This window comes from Ruegeria sp. AB5 (assembly GCF_056542645.1).
Genome location: NZ_JBQGAE010000016.1, coordinates 44,505 through 64,145, shown reverse-complemented (window position 1 = coordinate 64,145; position 19,641 = coordinate 44,505). Strand labels below are relative to the sequence as shown.

The window sequence follows — 19,641 nt, the reverse complement described above, 5'->3', positions numbered from 1 at the left end:
GAGGCGGTCAGGATTTGGCCGCCTCTTTCAATTTATAGATCAGGTCCAAAGCCTCACGCGGGCTCAGCTCATCCGGCAGGATCTCACCCAGCATATCCACAACGGGTGAGGTTTTTGGCGGCGGCGGCGGCGGGGCAGCCGAGAACAGCGGCAGGTCGTCGATCAGCGCCTTTTGCTTGCCTCCTTCGCGTTCGGTTTTCTCAAGCTGATCCAACACGACGCGGGCACGGTCGACTACGGATGCCGGCAGGCCAGCCAGTTGCGCCACCTGAACCCCATAGGACCGATCCGCGGCGCCTTTGTGAACCTCGTGCAGAAAGATCACCTCGCCCTCCCATTCCTTGACCGCAACGGTGGCGTTGTCGACGCCTTCCAGATTTCCGGCCAGCGCGGTCAGCTCGTGATAATGCGTGGCAAACAGCGCGCGGCATTTATTGGCGGCATGCAGATGTTCCAGCGTGGCCCAGGCGATGGAAAGACCGTCATAAGTCGCTGTTCCACGGCCGATTTCATCCAGGATCACCAGCGCGCGGTCATCAGCCTGATTCAAAATGGCGGCGGTTTCAACCATCTCCACCATAAAGGTCGACCGCCCGCGCGCCAGATCGTCAGATGCCCCGACGCGGCTGAACAACTGGCTGACCACCCCGATATGGGCCTGTTCGGCGGGAACATAGCTGCCCATCTGTGCAAGCAGGGCGATCAGCGCGTTTTGCCGCAGGAAAGTTGATTTACCGGCCATGTTCGGGCCGGTCAGCAGCCAGATGGCCGCGCCAGTATCTGCGCTGAGGTCGCAATCATTGGCGATAAAAGCATCGCCGCTTTGCTGGCGCAGCGCGTGCTCGACCACCGGATGTCGCCCGCCCTGAATTTCAAAGGCGCGCGAGGCATCGACCTGCGGGCGACACCAGTTCTCGCCCCGTGCCAGATCGGCCAGCGCGGTGGTCAGGTCAAGCTCGGCCAGCCCGCGCGCAGCCTGGTTCAGCTGCGCGGCGAGGGCGAGAATCTCGTCAGACAGCCTTTGATAGAGCCGCTTTTCGATCTCCAAAGCATGATTGCCTGCATTCAGGATACGGGTCTCGATCTCGGAGAGTTCGACGGTGGTGAACCGCACCTGATTGGCCGTGGTCTGGCGGTGGATATAGGTCTCGGAAAACGGTGGATTCAGCATCTTTTCGGCATGGGTGGCCGTGGTTTCGATGAAATAGCCCAGCACGTTGTTATGCTTGATCTTTAGCGAGGTGATGCCGGTGTGTTCGGAATATTTCTGTTGAAACCCGGCAATGACTGAACGGCCCTCGTCGCGCAGGGTGCGCGCCTCATCCAGTTCTGCGTCATAGCCGGGGGCGATGAAGCCACCGTCGCGGGCCATCAGGGGTGGTTCGGCCACAAGCGCTTCGTCCAGCAGGGTCAGCAGATCATCAAAGCCCGTCAGGTTTTGCACCGCAGTGGCCAGCAGGACCGGCAGATCCCCTGTATTGCAAAGTTCGGCGATGGTTGCGGCCTGTGCCAGCCCGTTGCGGATGGCGGCCAGATCGCGGGGGCCGCCGCGCTCCAGCGACAGGCGCGACAGGGCGCGGTCTAGATCGGGGGTTTTCCGCAGGGCATCACGCAGATCCTGGCCGATCAGGCTGTCCTCAGCCGCGAAACTCACCGCATCCAACCGCCCGTGGATCACATCCAGATTGCGTGAGGGGCTGGACAAGCGTTGTTCCAACAGCCGCGCGCCGCCCGGTGTCACGGTGCGGTCGACCACCGACAACAGCGATCCGGCCCGGCCCCCGGACAGGGATCGGGTCAGCTCCAGATTGCGGCGCGTGGCGGCGTCGATCTGCACCACGCGGTCTTCGGATTCCTTTAACGGCGTTTGCAGCAGGGGCAATTTGCCCTTTTGCGTAATCTCCAAATAATCAATTAACGCGCCCATTGCCGACACCTCGGCCCGGCCGAAATTGCCAAACGCATCCAGCGCGCCGACGTGAAACAGGGCGCAGATGCGTTTTTCCGCCGCCGTGCTGTCGAAACTGGCGCGTCCGATGGGGGTCAGGGATATGCCCAGATCTCGGGTGGGTTCGTGCAAGGCTTGCTCGGACCCGTCTGCCACGATCAGTTCCGATGGGGCCAGCCGTGCCAGTTCCGGGCTGAGGCGCACGGATGTCAAAGGCATCACGTGAAACGCCCCGGTCGAGATATCGGCCCAGGCCAGCGCCGCCTCATCCCGGACCTCGGCATAACAGGCCAGAAAGTTATGACGGCGCGCCTCAAGCAGCGCGTCTTCGGTCAGCGTTCCGGGTGTCACCAACCGGACAACACCGCGCTTTACCACTGATTTAGAGCCTCTTTTCTTCGCCTCAGCCGGGCTTTCCATCTGTTCGCAAACGGCCACGCGAAAGCCCTTGCGGATCAGCGTCAGCAGGTATCCTTCGGCGGCATGAACCGGCACACCGCACATCGGGATATCGTCGCCATTGTGTTTGCCGCGTTTGGTCAGGGCGATGTCCAGCGCCTCGGCGGCGTTGACGGCATCCTCGAAAAACATCTCGTAGAAATCGCCCATCCGGTAAAACAGAAGGGCGTCGGCATGGGCCTCTTTGATTTCGAGATATTGCGCCATCATCGGCGTGACTGTGGACAAGGCGGCCCCCTTCTGGCGTATTCCGCTGGCGACCTTACAAATCCCCCAACGGCGACGAAAGGTGAAAACGTATTGTCGTTGAGACGCATCCCCGCCTGCGCTAGAACGCAAAGGCCCTGAACCAATGGAAATGGCCCGTTACATGCCCAAAGCGAAGATCACCAACGAAGAGGCGCTGGCCTTTCACCTGGACCCAACCCCCGGCAAGTGGGAGGTGCAGGCCACCGTTCCCATGACCACGCAGCGCGATCTGTCGTTGGCCTACAGCCCCGGCGTGGCTGTTCCATGTGAAGCAATCGCGGAAAATCCGGAAACGGCCTATGACTATACCAACAAGGGCAATCTGGTCGCGGTGATCTCGAACGGGACGGCGGTGCTGGGTCTTGGTAACCTAGGCGCGCTGGGCTCAAAACCGGTGATGGAGGGCAAATCGGTCCTGTTCAAACGCTTCGCCGATGTGAACTCGATCGATATCGAGCTGGACACCGAAGACCCGGATGAGTTCTGCCGCGCCGTGCGTCTGATGGGGCCGACCTTTGGCGGCATCAATCTGGAAGACATCAAGGCACCCGAGTGTTTCATCATCGAACAGCGCTTGAAGGAAGAGATGGATATCCCCGTCTTCCACGACGATCAGCATGGCACAGCGGTGATCTGTGCCGCGGGCCTGCTGAATGCTCTGCATATCTCGGGCAAGAAGATCGAAGATGTTAAGATCGTCCTGAACGGTGCGGGCGCTGCGGGGATTGCCTGTATCGAACTGCTCAAGGCGATGGGCGCGCGGCATGAGAACTGCATCGTCTGTGACACCAAGGGTGTGATCTATCAGGGCCGGACCGAGGGGATGAATCAGTGGAAATCGGCCCACGCGATCACCACCGACCTGCGCACGCTGGAGGAGGCCATGAACGGCGCCGACGTATTCCTGGGCGTCTCGGTCAAAGGCGCGGTGACGCAGGATATGGTGGCCAGCATGGCCGACAACCCGGTGATCTTTGCCATGGCGAACCCGGACCCTGAGATCACGCCGGAAGAGGCGCATGAGGTGCGCGTTGACGCCATCGTTGCCACCGGGCGCAGCGATTATCCGAACCAAGTGAACAACGTGTTGGGTTTTCCCTATCTGTTCCGCGGTGCGCTGGACATCCATGCCCGCGCGATCAATGACGAGATGAAGATCGCCTGTGCCCATGCGCTGGCCCGTCTGGCGCGCGAAGATGTCCCGGACGAGGTTGCGATGGCCTATGGCAAATCGCTGACTTTCGGTCGAGACTACATTATCCCGACGCCCTTTGACCCGCGCCTGATCCACCGTATTCCGCCGGCTGTGGCCAAGGCGGGGATGGATACGGGTGCGGCGCGGCGTCCGATCATCGACATGGACGCCTATGAGCTGAGCCTGAAATCGCGCATGGACCCGACCGCCAGCATCCTGCGCGGACTGAACGCCCGTGCGCGCCAGGCGCAAAGCCGGATGATCTTTGCTGAAGGTGACGATCCTCGCGTCTTGCGCGCGGCGGTGATGTACCAGCGCTCGGGCTTTGGCAAGGCGCTGGTTGTGGGCCGCCCAGATGACGTCAAGACAAAGTTGGAAGAGGCCGGGTTGGGCGACGCTGTGCGCGAGCTTGAGGTGGTCAACGCAGCCAACACCACGCATCTCGAAACATATACTGATTTTCTCTATAACCGCCTGCAACGTAAGGGTTTTGACCGCAAAGACATTCATCGTTTGGCAGCGCGTGACCGGCATGTCTTTTCATCGCTGATGCTGGCGCATGGGCATGGCGATGGTCTGGTGACTGGTGCCACCCGGAAATCGGCGCATGTACTGGATCGGATCAACCACGTGTTCGACGCCGATGCAGCACATGGCGCAGCGGGTGTGACTGCGTTGCTGCACAAGGGCCGGATCGTTCTGATCGGGGACACTCTGGTGCACGAATGGCCAGATGAAGAAGATCTGGCCAATATCGCTGAGCGTTCTGCCGCTGTGGCCCGCCATATGGGGCTGGAACCGCGCGCGGCCTTTGTCAGCTTTTCAACCTTTGGCTATCCAGTGTCGGAACGGGCCGAGAAAATGCACCGAGCGCCAGCAGTTCTGGATCGACGGGGCGTCGATTTCGAATACGAAGGCGAAATGACCGTGGATGTCGCGCTGAACGTGGACCAGCAGGCCGTTTACCCGTTTCAGCGCCTGACCGGACCGGCCAATATCCTGATCGTACCCGCACGGCACTCGGCGTCGATCTCGACCAAGTTGATGCAGGAAATGGGCGGGGCCACAGTGATTGGCCCGATCCTGTCGGGGGTCGATAAGCCGATCCAGATCTGCTCGACCGTGTCGACCGCCAATGACATCCTGAATATGGCCATTCTGGCCTCCTGCGATATTGGGTGAGCCATGACAATCTGGAATCTCGGCTCGATCAATGCGGATATGGTTTATGCCCTGCCGCATCTGCCCACGCCGGGGGAAACCTTGGCAGCCAGCGCGCTTGACCGGTTTCTGGGCGGCAAAGGGGCCAATATGTCGGTTGCAGGGGCGCGGGCCGGATCGCGGGTCAGCCATGTCGGTGCCGTCGGGCCGGACGGAGGCTGGGCCAAGGATCGGTTAACCGAATATGGGGTGGATACGCGCTTCATCGCCGAAGTTGATGTGCCGACAGGCCATGCCATCATTGCTGTCGACGCGCAGGGCGAAAACCTGATCATTCTGTTTCCCGGCGCCAATCACGCATTGAAGGCGGCTCAGGTCGGGCAGGCTCTTGCGTCCGCCAGCACCGGAGACCTTCTGGTTCTACAAAACGAAACCAATGCACAGGTCGAGGCCGCCCGGTTAGGGCATGAGCTTGGCCTGACAGTCTGCTATGCAGCAGCTCCGTTTCAGGCGCAGGCGGTGCAGGATCTTGTACCGTATCTGGATTTTCTGATCCTGAACGAGGTTGAGGCCGAGCAATTGAGGCAGGAAACCGGGCTGGACGCGGCGGATTTGCCCGTTCGGCACGTGATTGTCACCCTGGGCGCAAAAGGCGCGCGGTATTTGCAGCAAGGATGCGAGCCGATGGAGTTTGCGGCACATAAGGTTCAGGCTGTTGATACGACCGGGGCAGGCGACACCTTCACCGGCTATGTTCTGGCTGGGATGGACCGGGGCATGCCGATGGAACAGGCGATCTTGCAAGCAAACCGTGCCGCGGCCCTGATGGTCACGCGGCACGGTACAGCGGATGTCATCCCGGATCTGCGCGAAGTGCGTGACGCGCAGTTTGATTAAGACCCCGCAAAGGGCGCATCTGTGCCCCAAAGCTGTTTCACACGCGCATCCCGGCCGCAGGCAGTGCGGTAGGCTTTGTAGGCGTTCTTTTGGCGTTTGGGTCCAAAGCGGGTGAAGACCAGCTTGTCCCCTTTGTAGTAGTCCTGATGATACGCGTCGGCCGGGTAAAAGGTCGATTGCTGTATGATGGGTGTCACGATTTTCTGACCCAAAGCAGCCTGTGCCTGCGCCTTGGCTTGGTCGGCTTGCGCTTTTTCCCCTGTGTTAGAGACAAATATCGCGGTGCGATAGCTTTCGCCCCGATCACAGAACTGACCGCCTGCATCCGTCGGATCAACCGACCGGAAGAACATGTTCAGCAGCGTTTCCCGAGAAACGCGGGCCGGGTCGAAGGTGATCTGTACGGCCTCGTAGTGGCCGGTTCCGCCTTTGGTGACCTGATCATATGTTGGATTGGCAACGGACCCGCCGGTAAATCCGGATACAGCTTCGACAACACCGGGAACGGATTCGAAATCGGATTCAACACACCAAAAGCACCCACCGGCCACTGTAAGCGTTTCGGTTCCAGCCGCAGGTGCGGGCACGGCGCGCAGCATCGCAGCCAGGGCAATCAGAACGAACAGCAATACGGGTTTGATAAAATCGAGAGAGGTAGCACGGGTCATGGCAAGTCTCCTTTCGAGACCCACGGTGCCCGGAGTTTTCCACTCACGCAATCGCCTGACATGGATTGTCACGCGCTGGTGAGACGAGTTTATCCGGCGGTTGATCCGTGTGAGGTCGCCCGTTCCTGGAACCATTTGTACGCCAGAGTGATATCCTGTGCGGCCAAAGACGGCAGCTTTGCTCCAACTTCCGGTTTGGCGGCGCAGAATTGGTCAAAACGGCGCGGTGTTCCATTCGCGGTCAACCACGTCTGTGTCTAATTCAACGATTCCGACAACGTGCTGAACGGGTTGGCAGCGACGACCGGGAATGACGTGATCGGGTACTATTGGGGCGACGACTAGCCCAGCAATTGTCCCAGTTTCATGGCCACCCCCATATTGCCCGAAATCTTGAGTTTGCCCATGGCTACGCCGGTCATTGGGTTCAGTTTACCGGTCAACAGCTTTGTCAGGTTGTCCTGTGAAATGCGGATGGTGCAGTCGGTGTCCCGGTCTTGCGTGGTGGCGGTATTGTCAGCAAGCACTATAACGCCAGCTTCGCCACAATCGAATTTCAGCGAGCCGTCAAAGTTTTTCCCGTCCAACCCTTTTTGAATTCCGTCGGCGATCTCTTGCAGCATTGTCTGTCCTTTCAAACTTGACCCATGCGTAAAGACATCGCCTGACACCCGGCAAGCATGACGCCGGGTCGGTTGAACAAAAGAAAACCCCAGCGCCTGTTCGGGTGCTGGGGTTCGCATCTGAAAACCTGCGGGGATTACTTCGACAGCCGTTTGTCGCGTGCTGCCAGCAGTTTCAGCCGCAGGGCGTTCAGCTGGATAAAGCCCGCAGCATCTTTTTGGTCGTAGGCGCCCGCGTCTTCCTCAAAGGTCACATGTGCCTCGGAATAGAGCGAGTGATCAGACCAACGGCCCACGGTCGAAGCCAGACCTTTGTACAGTTTCACACGCACGGTGCCGGTGACATGTTCTTGCGATTTGTCGATGGCAGCCTGCAGCATTTCGCGTTCGGGGCTGTACCAGAAACCGTTATAGATCAGTTCCGCATATTGCGGCATCAGCTGGTCTTTCAGGTGCATCGCACCGCGGTCCATGGTGATGGATTCGATGCCGCGATGCGCCTCAAGCAGGATGGTGCCGCCGGGGGTTTCGTAGATGCCGCGCGACTTCATACCCACGAACCGGCCTTCGACCAGATCGAGACGGCCAATGCCGTGCTTGCCGCCATATTCGTTCAGCTTGGTCAGGATGGTTGCGGGGCTCATCGCCTCGCCATTGATGCTGACCGCGTCGCCTTTTTCAAAGCCGATCTCGATGAATTCGGGCTCATTCGGCGCGTCTTCGGGGTGGACGGTGCGCTGATAGACATAGTCGGGCGCCATATCAGCGGGGTCTTCCAGAACCTTGCCCTCGGACGAGGTGTGCAGCAGGTTGGCATCGACCGAGAAGGGCGCCTCGCCCCGTTTGTCTTTGGCAATCGGAATCTGGTTTGCTTCGGCAAATTCCAGCAATTTGGTGCGGCTGGAGAGGTCCCATTCGCGCCACGGGGCGATCACCTTGATGTCTGGGTTCAGCGCGTAGGCTGCCAGTTCGAACCGCACCTGATCGTTGCCCTTGCCGGTCGCGCCGTGCGACACGGCATCCGCACCGGTCGCCTCGGCAATCTCAACCAGACGTTTCGAGATCAGCGGACGCGCGATCGACGTGCCCAGCAGGTACAGGCCTTCATATTGCGCATTGGCACGGAACATCGGGAAGACGAAATCGCGGACGAATTCCTCGCGGATATCCTCAATATAGATGTTTTCCGGCTTGATCCCCAGCAGCTCGGCCTTTTGGCGGGCGGGTTCCAGCTCTTCTCCCTGACCCAGATCAGCGGTGAAGGTCACGACCTCACAGCCATACTCGGTCTGCAGCCATTTCAGAATGATCGAGGTATCAAGGCCACCGGAATAGGCCAGAACAACTTTCTTGGGCGCGGACATCTGACTTCCCTTTATGCGTAGAACGACTGGCCCCTAGCGGGTTTTGCAGCTGGGGGCAAGTTATGTGCGTTGACGCAGGACGGGAATTGGGGTGAAACAGGCGAACAAAGAACAAGGAATAGTTGAGGGTTGGTTTGGTATGTTGGGCTATCGACTGTTTAGACATGCCGTTCTGATGTTGATCGACAATATATCGCACGCGTTGAAGATCAGCCTTCTGCCCTTTGTGTCGCTGGTCGTCCTGACATATGTCTTGCTTCTTGTCCTTGCGGAGCTTGCAATCGAAACCAATGGCTTAGAACAATCACCGATGGCGTGGGTTGGTATTATTGCACTCCTATCGTCCTATCTCATAGTGCTTGTATGGGTAGCCGTTGGCTGGCACCGCTATATTCTTGAAGGAGTCGAGCCGAGTTTGGCTTGGCCGGACTGGAAGAGCGATCGAATGTGGGCATATTCTGGGGCTTTTCTTAGGATCATCCCGTTGAGTTTGTTGCTTTGTTTTGCCGCTCTTTTGGTATTTTTGATACCTGCAGCCGTTTTCAATGGAGGCGATGTGTCAACCAATGACGGTTCGTTTCTTGGATTTCTGCTGGGTGTCGTCGTTTCATACATATGGATGCGACTTTCCCTTGTGCTTCCGGCTGCGGCCCTCGGGCTCTACATGCGTGTCCCGGACTCGTGGAGTGCGACTAAGGAATACTCAAAACCCATATTTGCGGCTGCGCTCTGCGTCGGAATTCTTGCGGCAATTCCGAATTTGCTGCTTCTGACGCCTCTCGGTCCTATCATTGATGGTCTTGTCTACTTCTTGGTCGCGCAATGGTTTTTGCTGATGCTTGGTATCACCATGATGACAGCCCTTTACGGCCACATCATTGAAAACCGCGCTCTGCGATAGCCGCGTACACATATGTATTCCTTGCCCTTATCGCGCTGATGCGGCAGTGAAGCGGCCATGAGTGATTTCATGACCCGCGCCCGCGCCGCCGAACAGGCGATGCGCACAGTGTTTCCGCCCACGCCGTTGCAGCGCAATGCCCATTTGTCGGACCGCTATGGCGCGGATATCTGGCTCAAGCGTGAAGACCTCAGCCCGGTACGGTCCTACAAGATCCGGGGCGCGTTCAACGCCATGCGCAAGCAGCAGGGGCAGGACCTGTTTGTCTGTGCCAGTGCGGGCAATCATGCGCAGGGCGTGGCCTTCATGTGCAAACACCTGAATGTGCGTGGCGTGATTTTCATGCCGGTGACAACGCCGCAGCAGAAAATTCAGAAAACCCGCATCTTCGGAGGCGACAACATCGAGATCCACCTGAGCGGCGACTATTTCGATGATACGCTGGCCGCCGCGCAAGCCTGGTGTTCGAATGAGGGGGGGCATTTCCTGTCGCCCTTCGACGATGAAGATGTGATCGAAGGGCAGGCGTCGCTTGCGGTCGAGATCGAGGAACAGCTTGGCCGCGTGCCGGATCATGTGATCCTTCCTGTCGGCGGGGGCGGCATGTCCTCGGGCGTGGCGACGTGGTTCGGAGATCGGACGCATTGCCTGTTTGTCGAACCGAAAGGCGGAGCGTGTCTGCACGCTGCCATGGCTGCAGGGCATCCGGTTGTTTTGGATCATGTGGACAATTTCGTTGACGGCGCCGCCGTTGGAAAGATCGGGGAAAAACCGTTCGACCTGCTGAAAGACCGCCACCTGTCGGATGTTCTGGTCCTGTCGGAAGATCGCATCTGCACAACGATGATCGAGATGCTGAATGTCGAAGGCATTGTTCTTGAACCGGCTGGCGCCTTGGCTGTCGAAGCGGTAGCCGATGTGCAGAGTTTTATTCGCGGCAAGACGGTCGTTTGTGTGACCTCAGGCGGGAATTTCGATTTCGAACGCCTGCCCGAGGTCAAGGAACGTGCGCAGCGCTATTCCGGCGTCAAGAAATACTTCATCCTGCGCTTGCCGCAGCGTCCCGGTGCCTTGAAAGAGTTCCTGAATATTTTGGGCCCCGAAGACGACATTGCCCGGTTTGAATACATGAAGAAATCGGCGCGTAACTTTGGGTCGGTCCTGATCGGGATCGAAACCCGCAAGCCAGAGAATTTTGCCCGTTTGTCCGCCCATCTGGATGAGGCGGGCTTTACCTATACCGACATCACCGAAGATGAAACCCTGGCGCAGTTCGTGATCTAGCCAAGGTTTTGGGCCAGTTCGGTTTGAAACACGGATATCGACGCGTCATAGGCTGCAAGGATTTCGGGTAGATTCACATCTGATGCCTGACCGGCTGCAGCCTGACGTTCCCCATCCTGACAGAGCTTCGAGAAGTGATCGAACCCCAGACTCAACGCGCTGCCCTTGAGGAAATGCAGGTTTTGTTCCAGATCGCTTCGCTTGGTATCTGCGTGCAGGCGCGTGATCACTTCTTGCACCTCGTCCAAAAAGATATCGACGACCTCCTCGAATTCCTGGGGGCCAACCTCGTCCCGCAACTGTTGGACCCGGGGCCAATGGATCATGGTCATCCTCCTGCGTCGGATTGGGGCTGACCCTTGTTAGCCGATAGCCGGTAAATGCAGGGTTAAGGTCGTCGGCCTGACGGCCTTCACCGGATGTTAAACTCAAGGGCGCTAGGTTCATCTTGTCCCGGAACAGGAATAAGGCGTTGGGGGTTGCAGGGTGCCAGTGGCTAGTCTTGAGGAAGCCAGATCAGATCTGGACTTCGGCGCAATCCGCAAGGTGCTGGTCGTTGACGATAGCCGCCTGCAACGGCGCATTCTTGTGGCCTCGCTCAAGAAGTGGGGGTTTGAAGTGCTTGAAGCCGACAATGGTGAGGCGGCACTTGACCTGTGTGCCGACGCCGCGCCCGATCTTGTGCTGAGCGATTGGGTCATGCCGGGGATGAGCGGGCTGGAGTTCTGCCGTGCCTTTCGTGCGCTGGAGGCAGAGCACTACAGCTATTTCATCCTGCTCACTTCAAAAAGCGAAAAGCAGGAGGTGGCGCGCGGTCTTGATGCGGGCGCCGATGACTTTCTGATCAAGCCGCTTGAAGCGGATGAACTGCGCGCGCGGATCTCGGCCGGAGCGCGTATTCTGGACATGCAGCGTGAGCTGTCTGAAAAGAATCGCCTGATCGAATCCGCATTGGAAGAGTTGAAACTGGCCCATGATGCCATCGACAAAGACCTGATTCAGGCTCGAAAAATCCAGGAGTCGCTGGTTCCTGAACTCACGCGAGAGTTTGGAAGGTCACGGGTCAGCCTGTTGCTGAAGCCGTGCGGGCATATTGGCGGCGATTTGGTGGGCATGTTCTCACCCGGGCCAAATCGCTTGGGGTTCTACAGTATTGATGTGTCAGGTCATGGCATCACCTCGGCCATGATGACGGCGCGGCTGGGGGGGTATCTGTCGAGCACGCATTTCGATCAGAACGTGGCGATGGAACGTCGTTTCGACAAGTTCTTCGCCCTCTTGCCACCAGAAGAGGTGGCCGAGATGATGAATGCACGTTTGCTGGCCGATGCCGGGATCGAAGAATACTTTACGATGGTCTACGCCATTGTCGACCTGCGCAATGGGCATTTGAAGATGGTTCAGGCCGGGCACCCGCACCCGTTGGTGCTGCGCCGGGATGGCAGGACCGAGTTTCTGGGCGAAGGCGGATTGCCGATTGGTTTGATCCCGGATGTGACATACCAGCAGATCGAAACGCAATTGCGCCCGGGCGACCGGCTTTTGCTGTATTCGGACGGGTTTACCGAATGCCATCTGGCCGAAGGCGGGTTGCTGGATGAAGAGGGGCTGCGCGAGATGGCCTTGCAATGTACGGCAGGGCGCGGCGGGTCCGAATTTCTGGACGACTTGTTCTGGCGCCTGACCCAGGTGATGTCACCCGGTGAGGCTATGGGGGACGATGTGTCCGCCGTGTTCTTTGAATACAATGGGATCTAAAGACTGTTAAGGTGCCGGGCTGCAAAATGGCGATCCCCATCGTTTCCCAGCAAATCAACCGCATCGGCGGTGTGCATCCAGAGCGCCTCGTGAAAGTCTTCGGTCGGTGGGCCCATGCGGCGCACGGGACGCGCGTGATAGATCAAACAGACTTTTTCCGCCCACAGGTCATATTCGGGCATATAGGTGAAACGCCGAAACGCGCCCAGCCGACGGGGGGACGCGATAAGCCAGCCGGTTTCTTCGAATACCTCGCGGTGCAGCGCCGTGATCGGCGATTCGCCGGGGTCAATCCCGCCGCCCGGAAGTTGCAGATCCGGTCCCGGTTCGGTCTGGCAAGTTAACAGCAGGTGTCTGTCGCGGGGCAGCAATGCATATACACCGACCCGTCGCGTGTATTTCCGCCCGGCCTCGGGGCTTTCGCCGAACCGTCTGATCATGTATGGCCCCTTAAAACCCAATCTCTGCGACCTATATGGTGCCGGTATGCCAACCTGTGGCGTGTAAGGAAACCCCATGTCTCTTGGAACAAAAATCGCGTGGGACGATACCGTCCTGCCCTTTCAACTCGATGTATCGGACATGCGTGGCCGCGTGGCCCGTTTGGATGGTGTGCTGGACGGCATCCTGAAACAGCATGACTATCCCGAACAGGTCGAGGCATTGGTGGCCGAGATGGCCCTGCTGACCGCTTTGATCGGCCAGACCGTCTCGTTGCGCTGGAAACTGTCGTTGCAGGTGCAATCCAAGGGTGCGGTGCGCATGATCGCCACCGACTACTATGCACCAAAGGTCGAAGGCGAACCGGCCCGCATCCGCGCCTATGCCAGTTTCGACCGGGATCGTCTGACCGACAGCGCGCCGTTTGATCAGGTGGGCGAGGGATACTTTGCGATCATGATCGATCAGGGCGAAGGCACACAGCCTTATCAGGGGATCACTCCTCTGGCCGGCGGCTCGATTTCGGCTTGTGCCGAGGCGTATTTTGCCCAGTCCGAGCAGTTGCCGACCCGGTTTTCGCTGAGCTTTGGCAAATCGACCGAACCCGGCGTGGGGGAACACTGGCGTGCAGGTGGCATCATGTTGCAGCACATGCCCAAGGCCTCTCCCTTCGCGGCGTCCGGTGAAGGCACCGGGGAGATTCTGACCGCCAATGACCTTGTTGTCGGCGAAGAGAGTGAGAACTGGGGCCGCGTCAACATCCTGTTGGATACGGTTGAGGACTTGGAACTGATTGGCCCCTCGGTCGCGCCGACCGACCTGCTGATTCGACTGTTCCATGAGGAAAGCCCGCGGGTCTATGACGCGCAGTCTGTGCAATTCGGGTGTACCTGCTCGGAAGACCGTGTGCGCCAGAGTCTGTCGATCTACTCGGCCAGGGACATCGAAAAGATGACCACGGCCGAGGGTGAGGTCACGGCCGATTGTCAGTTCTGCGGTGCTCATTACGTGCTGGACCCTGCCACGGTGGGGTTCGATGCCGAAGACGCCAAAGGTGCATGACCCCAGCGAACAGATCCGGGCGGCATTGGGCCGCCCCGGTCACGGGTCCAGTGACTTTGACCTGAACCCTGAAACCGTCTTGCCGCCCGGGCGTAAACTGCGCCCTGCTGGGGTTCTGGTGCCGATTTCAGTTGTTGATGGTGCGCCCAGGCTGATCCTGACCAAACGCTCCTCGGCTTTGAAACACCACCCTGGCCAGATTGCCTTTCCCGGCGGCAAGCAGGAGGAAACGGATGCGGATGTCACTGCCGCCGCCCTGCGGGAAGCGCGTGAGGAAATCGGCTTGCCATCTGACCTGCCCGAAGTTCTTGGCTTTCTGCCTATCCATGAGACAGTGACCTCTTTTTCTGTGACGCCCGTGGTTGGGGTCATCCGACACGGGTTCGATCCAGTGCCCGAGCCGGGGGAAGTGGATGAGGTTTTTTCGGTTCCGCTTGCACATGTGCTGGACCCCGCGAATTATGTGATTGAGTCGCGCCGATGGCGTGGCCAAAGGCGGAAATACTTCGCCATTCCTTATGGCCCCTATTACATCTGGGGCGCGACCGCCCGCATATTGCGCGGCTTGGCGGCACGGGTGAATGAATGATGCAGATCAGCGCCGCCTGGGTTTCGGACCCGGCAACTCAAAGGGTTTGCTCAGCCCTGACCGATGCAGGAGCGCAGGCCCTGTTCGTTGGTGGCTGTGTTCGAAATGCGCTGCTGGGCGCACCAGTGTCGGATATTGACATCGCTACTGACGCCCGACCCGAACGGGTTATCGAGCTGACGCAAAAAGCGGGCCTCAAGGCGATTCCTACGGGGATCGATCATGGTACGATCACCGTGGTCTGCGACCATGTCCCGCATGAGATCACAACGTTCCGTCGCGATGTTGAAACCGATGGTCGCCGTGCGGTTGTGGCGTTTTCAGACAAGGTTGAAGAGGACGCGGCGCGGCGCGATTTCACCATGAACGCGATCTATGCCCGGCCCGATGGGACCGTGTTAGACCCGCTTTCTGGTCTTTCGGACCTAACAGCGCGACGGGTGCGATTCATTGGAACGGCTGAAAACCGCATCCGCGAGGACTATCTGCGCTCATTGCGCTATTTCCGGTTTCACGCCTGGTATGGCGATGCCGATGCCGGGTTCGATCCGGACGCCTTGGCGGCGATTGCCACCAATCTGAATGGGCTGTCGGCGCTTTCGCGTGAGCGCGTGGGTGCCGAGATTCTCAAGCTTCTGGGCGCACCCGACCCCGCACCGTCTATTGCCGCGATGCGCAGCGCGGGCGTACTGACTCATGTGCTGCCCGGAGCGGATAATCGCGCCTTGGCACCACTGATTGAGATCGAGCAGACCGCCGATACACCACCCGATCCGGTGCGCCGCCTTGCGGCCATCGCCACGCCCGAGGATGCGGCAAGCTTGCGCCTGAGCCGTGCGCAACTGCAGCGTTTGACCCGGATGCGGGACGAAGCGCAGGCTGCGACCAGCGTCGCTGAGTTGGGTTATCGGTACGGTGACGAAGGTGGCCTGCATGAAACTCTGTTGCGCTGCGCATTCTTCGAACAGCCCTGGTCCGAGGACCTGCGAACCCAGTTGCACAGCGGAGCTGCTGCGGTCTTTCCTGTGAAAGCCGCTGATCTGATCCCGGATTTTTCTGGTCCCGCGCTGGGCAAGAAACTGGCCGAGCTTGAGGCGCGCTGGATCGCATCCGGTTTCACGCTGACCCGCGAGGATCTGCTGGCCAGCTGACGGGAAGTCTCAAAAGGGGATGACAAGCTAACAAGTTTGTGGTTACGTGCGCCTGTCACATGGATGGAGGAATGCGAATGTATTACGGGATTTGGTTCGGCTAAAGCCGCGACACCTGCCCCGTATAGGGTGGTGTTCAGGCGCCATTCTTTTCGCATGTCTACACTAATGCTCAATCGGAGCACTTTCCATGTTTCGCTATTTCGAAAACCTCGTTGACCCATTTGTCACCTATACTGAGACCGACACGCCACCCACCCGGCTGTGGCCTTTCATGCTCGAGTATTCACGTCCGTTCTTCAGCGTTTTCTTGTGGGCCGCGCTAATCTCGATCATCGTGGCGGGTGTCGAGATCGGTTTGATCTACTACATGGGCCGTGTGGTCGATCTGTTGGGCGACAGCCCGACAGATGTCTGGCAGAACCACGGAACAGAGCTGCTGCTGATGGCGGCTTTTGTTCTGTTGCTGCGTCCGCTACTGCATCTGATCGACGTTCTGCTGCTGAACAACACGATCCTGCCGAACTTTGGCACTCTGATTCGATGGCGCGCGCATAAACATGTTTTGCGCCAATCGGTTGGGTGGTTTGAAAACGACTTTGCCGGGCGGATTGCCAACCGGATCATGCAGACCCCACCCGCCGCCGGCGAGGTGGTGTTTCAGGTCTTTGACGCGATCTCATTCTCGCTGGCCTATCTGATCGGCGCGGCGATCCTGCTGTATGCCGCGGACCCGCGTCTTCTGATTCCGCTTCTGATCTGGTTCGCGCTTTATGCTTTGTTGGTGCGGTGGACAGTGCAGCGTGTTGGCCCGGCGTCCAAGGCGGCATCGGATGCGCGTTCAACCGTTACGGGGCGCGTTGTCGACAGCTACACGAACATTCACTCGGTCAAGATGTTTGCTCATGGCCCGCAAGAACTGGACTATGCCCGCGAAGCGATCGAGGAAACGCGCCGGACATTCCAGGTCGAAATGCGGATCTTCACCGTCATGGATGCGGTTCTGGTCACTCTGAACGGGATGTTGATCGTGGGCGTTGTCGGCTGGGCGATTGCATTGTGGATGCAGGGCTCTGCCTCGGTTGGTGTGGTCGCGGCAGCAACGGCGCTGACCCTGCGCCTGAACGCCATGACCGGATGGATCATGTGGGCGTTGACCAGCTTTTTCCGCCAGCTTGGTATCGTGGCCGAAGGGATGGAGACCATTGCTCAGCCCATCGATTTGCTGGACGTGCCCGCCGCCAAGCCGCTGCAACTGAGCACGGGTGAGATCGAAATCCGCGATCTTTCGCACCATTACGGTCGTGAAACCGGTGGGCTGGATCATATCAACATGGTCATTCGACCCGGTGAAAAGATCGGTCTGATCGGGCGTTCGGGTGCCGGAAAATCGACCCTAGTAAAGCTGCTTTTGCGGTTTTACGATGTCGAACGCGGTGCGATCCTGATCGACGGGCAGAACATCGCAGGCGTCACTCAGGACAGTCTACGCAGTCATATCGGAATGGTGCAGCAAGACAGTGCTTTGCTGCACCGGTCCGTGCGAGACAATATCCTGTATGGCCGTCCAGACGCGACCGAAGATCAGATGATTGCTGCCGCCAAACAGGCCGAAGCGCATGAATTCATCCTTGACCTGCAAGACCCGCAGGGGCGTGTGGGCTATGACGCGCATGTGGGCGAGCGTGGCGTGAAGTTGTCCGGTGGTCAGCGGCAGCGGGTGACACTGGCGCGGGTGATCCTTAAAGATGCGCCAATCCTGTTGTTGGATGAGGCAACTTCCGCCCTAGATTCCGAGGTTGAAGCGTCCATTCAGGAAACTCTGTACGGCATGATGCAAGGAAAAACAGTGATCGCCATTGCCCATCGACTGAGCACCATCGCGCAGATGGACCGTATTCTGGTAATGGATAGTGGTCGCATCGTGGAAGAGGGCGCACATTCCGATCTTCTGGCGCAAGGTGGCCTTTACGCTCAGTTCTGGGCGCGGCAATCTGGCGGCTTCATGAACCCGGAGGCCGCGGAATGAGGGTTGCCGACCTGATCAACCCGTTCAAGAACATCGAAACGCCCCCACCACAATCGTTGGGGGCGTTCATTCGCTGGAGCCTGTCAGGGGCCTGGCCGATGCTGTTTGTTGCGGCCTTCTTCTCGGCCATAGCGGGGGCGATGGAGGCGGGGACGGCCTGGATCCTGGGCCGCGTGATCGATGTGGCGACCGCAAGCGGACCCGAGAATTTTCTGACCGCCGCCAATTTGTGGATGATCCTTGGGGCAGTGGCCTTTTTCATGCTGCTGCGTCCGATCCTGTTCGGCCTGTCTTCTGTATCGAACAACTACATCGTTATGCCCAATATCACGCCCTTGGTTCTGGCCAAGCTGAACCGCTGGACGCTGGGGCAGTCGGTGACCTATTTCGATGATGATTTCGCGGGACGAATTGCACAGAAACAGATGCAAACATCGAACGCGATGGCCTCGGTCGTGTCCGAAACGATCAGTGCGATTGTCTTTGCTTTGGCCTCTTTGGTGGGGTCATTGCTTTTGTTAGGGTCTATTCATCCACTGGTCATGCTGCCCTTTGCCGCCTGGTTGGCGGTCTATTTCCTGCTGGTCCGCTGGTATCTGCCGCGTATCCGTATGCGCTCGGCCGCGCGGGCCGGGGCACGGGCAATGGTGTCGGGGCAGGTGGTGGACACGATCACCAATATCAAGACGGTGAAACTGTTTGCCCATTCCGCGTTCGAAGATCAGGCTGCGCGGGATTCGATGGTTGAATTGCGCGAACGGTCACTGGATTTCGGCAAGCTCTCTGCCAGCTTCCGGTTCATCCTGATGACGCTGGCGGGGATTTTACCGGTATTGCTGCTGGGCGCGACACTTTGGCTGTGGCAGTCGGGTATGGCCACCGCCGGAGATATCGTGGCGGCGGGCGCGGTTTCGATCCGCATCGCACAGATGACCGGTTGGGTGAGTTTCACGCTGATGGGTCTGTATGCCAATGTCGGCGAGATCGAAAACGGGATGAAGACACTGGCCAAACGGGACCGGGTCGAAGACGTTTCGCAGGCCAAGGATTTGCAGGTCAGCGAAGGCGGTATCAGTTTTGACGCGGTCAGCTTTGCCTATGGCCGGGATATTGGTGGCGTATCGGACTTGAGCCTGACAATTGAACCGGGTGAAAAGCTGGGCATTGTCGGGGCGTCGGGGGCGGGAAAATCGACGCTCGTTTCGCTGCTGCTAAGGCTCTATGAAGGGGAAAACGGCACCATCCAGATTGACGGTCAGGATGTGTCGCAGGTGACGCAGGACAGTTTACGGCGTCAGATCGGCATGGTCACGCAGGAAACGGCCATGTTCAACCGCTCAGCGCGCGAGAACATTCTGTATGGTCGCCCGGATGCATCCGAGACCGACATGATCGAGGCCGCTGAAAAGGCCGAAGCGCATGAGTTCATTCTTGGCCTCGAAGACGCGCAGGGTCGCAAAGGCTATGATGCACATCTGGGCGAGCGGGGCGTTAAGCTCAGCGGGGGGCAACGCCAGCGGATCGCCTTGGCCCGTGCCATTCTGAAGGATGCACCGATTTTGGTGCTGGATGAGGCGACATCGGCCCTGGATTCCGAGGTTGAGGCGTCGATTCAGACCGCCTTGCATCGGGTGATGCAGGGCAAAACCGTTCTGGCCATCGCGCACCGCCTGTCCACACTCAGCGAAATGGACCGGATCGTTGTTCTTGATCAGGGGCGGATCGTCGAAACCGGCACGCATGAGGCGCTTCTGGATCAGGGTGGGCTTTATGCCCGGTTCTGGCACCGTCAGTCCGGCGGTTTCATTCAGGCTGAGGCTGCGGAATAAGGGTTTTGTTGCGGACAAAGCCCGGCTATCAGG

The 19,641-nt window shown here is 58.8% G+C and carries 16 protein-coding genes; 10 read left to right on the top strand and 6 right to left on the bottom strand.

Annotated elements, in window-relative coordinates:
* Positions 1 to 7 precede the first annotated feature (7 nt).
* Positions 8 to 2,617: a DNA mismatch repair protein MutS gene (gene mutS, locus ACR0L4_RS20005; protein ID WP_480514825.1), complete on the bottom strand. Its 2,610-nt coding sequence runs from the start codon at positions 2,615 to 2,617 to the stop codon at positions 8 to 10.
* Positions 2,618 to 2,777: 160 nt separating this feature from the next.
* Here mutS and ACR0L4_RS20000 point away from each other — a divergent pair, with 160 nt between their 5' ends.
* Positions 2,778 to 5,033, top strand: coding sequence for an NADP-dependent malic enzyme (locus ACR0L4_RS20000; protein ID WP_480514792.1), 2,256 nt, complete (start codon positions 2,778 to 2,780; stop codon positions 5,031 to 5,033).
* 3 nt (positions 5,034 to 5,036) lie between these two features.
* Entirely contained in the window at positions 5,037 to 5,909 is an 873-nt protein-coding gene (locus ACR0L4_RS19995; protein ID WP_480514791.1) for a ribokinase, read from the top strand.
* Here the strand turns inward: ACR0L4_RS19995 and msrA are convergent.
* From msrA to ACR0L4_RS19980, 3 genes are all read right to left on the bottom strand, one after another.
* The gene (gene msrA / locus ACR0L4_RS19990; protein ID WP_480514790.1) at positions 5,906 to 6,577 is read right to left on the bottom strand and encodes a peptide-methionine (S)-S-oxide reductase MsrA; all 672 of its coding nucleotides are present in this window, start codon (positions 6,575 to 6,577) and stop codon (positions 5,906 to 5,908) included. The two genes, ACR0L4_RS19995 and msrA, sit on opposite strands and share 4 nt — an antisense overlap.
* Positions 6,578 to 6,918: 341 nt before the next feature.
* The gene (locus tag ACR0L4_RS19985) at positions 6,919 to 7,200 is read right to left on the bottom strand and encodes an SCP2 sterol-binding domain-containing protein (protein WP_170752067.1); all 282 of its coding nucleotides are present in this window, start codon (positions 7,198 to 7,200) and stop codon (positions 6,919 to 6,921) included.
* Between the two features lie 137 nt (positions 7,201 to 7,337).
* Entirely contained in the window at positions 7,338 to 8,564 is a 1,227-nt protein-coding gene (locus ACR0L4_RS19980; protein ID WP_480514789.1) for an argininosuccinate synthase, read from the bottom strand.
* Positions 8,565 to 8,655: 91 nt separating this feature from the next.
* Here ACR0L4_RS19980 and ACR0L4_RS19975 point away from each other — a divergent pair, with 91 nt between their 5' ends.
* Both ACR0L4_RS19975 and ilvA read left to right on the top strand, forming a co-directional pair.
* A complete protein-coding gene (locus ACR0L4_RS19975) occupies positions 8,656 to 9,465 on the top strand; it encodes a hypothetical protein (protein WP_170752071.1) in 810 nt (269 codons plus the stop codon).
* 57 nt (positions 9,466 to 9,522) lie between these two features.
* On the top strand, positions 9,523 to 10,749 hold the full coding sequence (gene ilvA / locus ACR0L4_RS19970) for a threonine ammonia-lyase IlvA (protein WP_480514788.1): 1,227 nt from the start codon (positions 9,523 to 9,525) through the stop codon (positions 10,747 to 10,749).
* Here ilvA and ACR0L4_RS19965 read toward each other — a convergent pair.
* Entirely contained in the window at positions 10,746 to 11,075 is a 330-nt protein-coding gene (locus ACR0L4_RS19965) for an Hpt domain-containing protein (protein WP_480514787.1), read from the bottom strand. The two genes, ilvA and ACR0L4_RS19965, sit on opposite strands and share 4 nt — an antisense overlap.
* A gap of 160 nt (positions 11,076 to 11,235) precedes the next feature.
* Here ACR0L4_RS19965 and ACR0L4_RS19960 point away from each other — a divergent pair, with 160 nt between their 5' ends.
* Positions 11,236 to 12,507, top strand: coding sequence for a PP2C family protein-serine/threonine phosphatase (locus ACR0L4_RS19960; protein ID WP_480514786.1), 1,272 nt, complete (start codon positions 11,236 to 11,238; stop codon positions 12,505 to 12,507).
* On the opposite strand, the gene ACR0L4_RS19955 is transcribed toward ACR0L4_RS19960, so the two are convergent.
* Positions 12,504 to 12,947: an NUDIX hydrolase gene (locus tag ACR0L4_RS19955; protein WP_170752079.1), complete on the bottom strand. Its 444-nt coding sequence runs from the start codon at positions 12,945 to 12,947 to the stop codon at positions 12,504 to 12,506. The two genes, ACR0L4_RS19960 and ACR0L4_RS19955, sit on opposite strands and share 4 nt — an antisense overlap.
* A 76-nt stretch (positions 12,948 to 13,023) precedes the next feature.
* On the opposite strand from ACR0L4_RS19955, the gene hslO reads away from it, so the two are divergent.
* The 5 genes from hslO to ACR0L4_RS19930 all read left to right on the top strand — a co-directional run bounded on the left by hslO (position 13,024) and on the right by ACR0L4_RS19930 (position 19,608).
* On the top strand, positions 13,024 to 14,010 hold the full coding sequence (hslO, locus tag ACR0L4_RS19950) for an Hsp33 family molecular chaperone HslO (protein WP_480514785.1): 987 nt from the start codon (positions 13,024 to 13,026) through the stop codon (positions 14,008 to 14,010).
* Positions 13,985 to 14,599, top strand: coding sequence for a CoA pyrophosphatase (locus ACR0L4_RS19945; RefSeq protein ID WP_170752083.1), 615 nt, complete (start codon positions 13,985 to 13,987; stop codon positions 14,597 to 14,599). The genes hslO and ACR0L4_RS19945 overlap by 26 nt, the downstream gene beginning before the upstream one ends.
* The gene (locus ACR0L4_RS19940) at positions 14,596 to 15,750 is read left to right on the top strand and encodes a CCA tRNA nucleotidyltransferase (protein WP_480514784.1); all 1,155 of its coding nucleotides are present in this window, start codon (positions 14,596 to 14,598) and stop codon (positions 15,748 to 15,750) included. Before ACR0L4_RS19945 ends, ACR0L4_RS19940 begins: the two co-directional genes overlap by 4 nt.
* A gap of 190 nt (positions 15,751 to 15,940) precedes the next feature.
* Positions 15,941 to 17,779 carry an ABC transporter ATP-binding protein gene (locus tag ACR0L4_RS19935; RefSeq protein WP_480514783.1) on the top strand — a complete coding sequence of 613 codons (1,839 nt, stop codon included), beginning with the start codon at positions 15,941 to 15,943 and terminating at the stop codon, positions 17,777 to 17,779.
* Positions 17,776 to 19,608 (top strand): ABC transporter ATP-binding protein, encoded by a 1,833-nt coding sequence (locus ACR0L4_RS19930; RefSeq protein WP_480514782.1) that lies wholly within the window; start codon positions 17,776 to 17,778, stop codon positions 19,606 to 19,608. Before ACR0L4_RS19935 ends, ACR0L4_RS19930 begins: the two co-directional genes overlap by 4 nt.
* Positions 19,609 to 19,641: the final 33 nt, after the last annotated feature.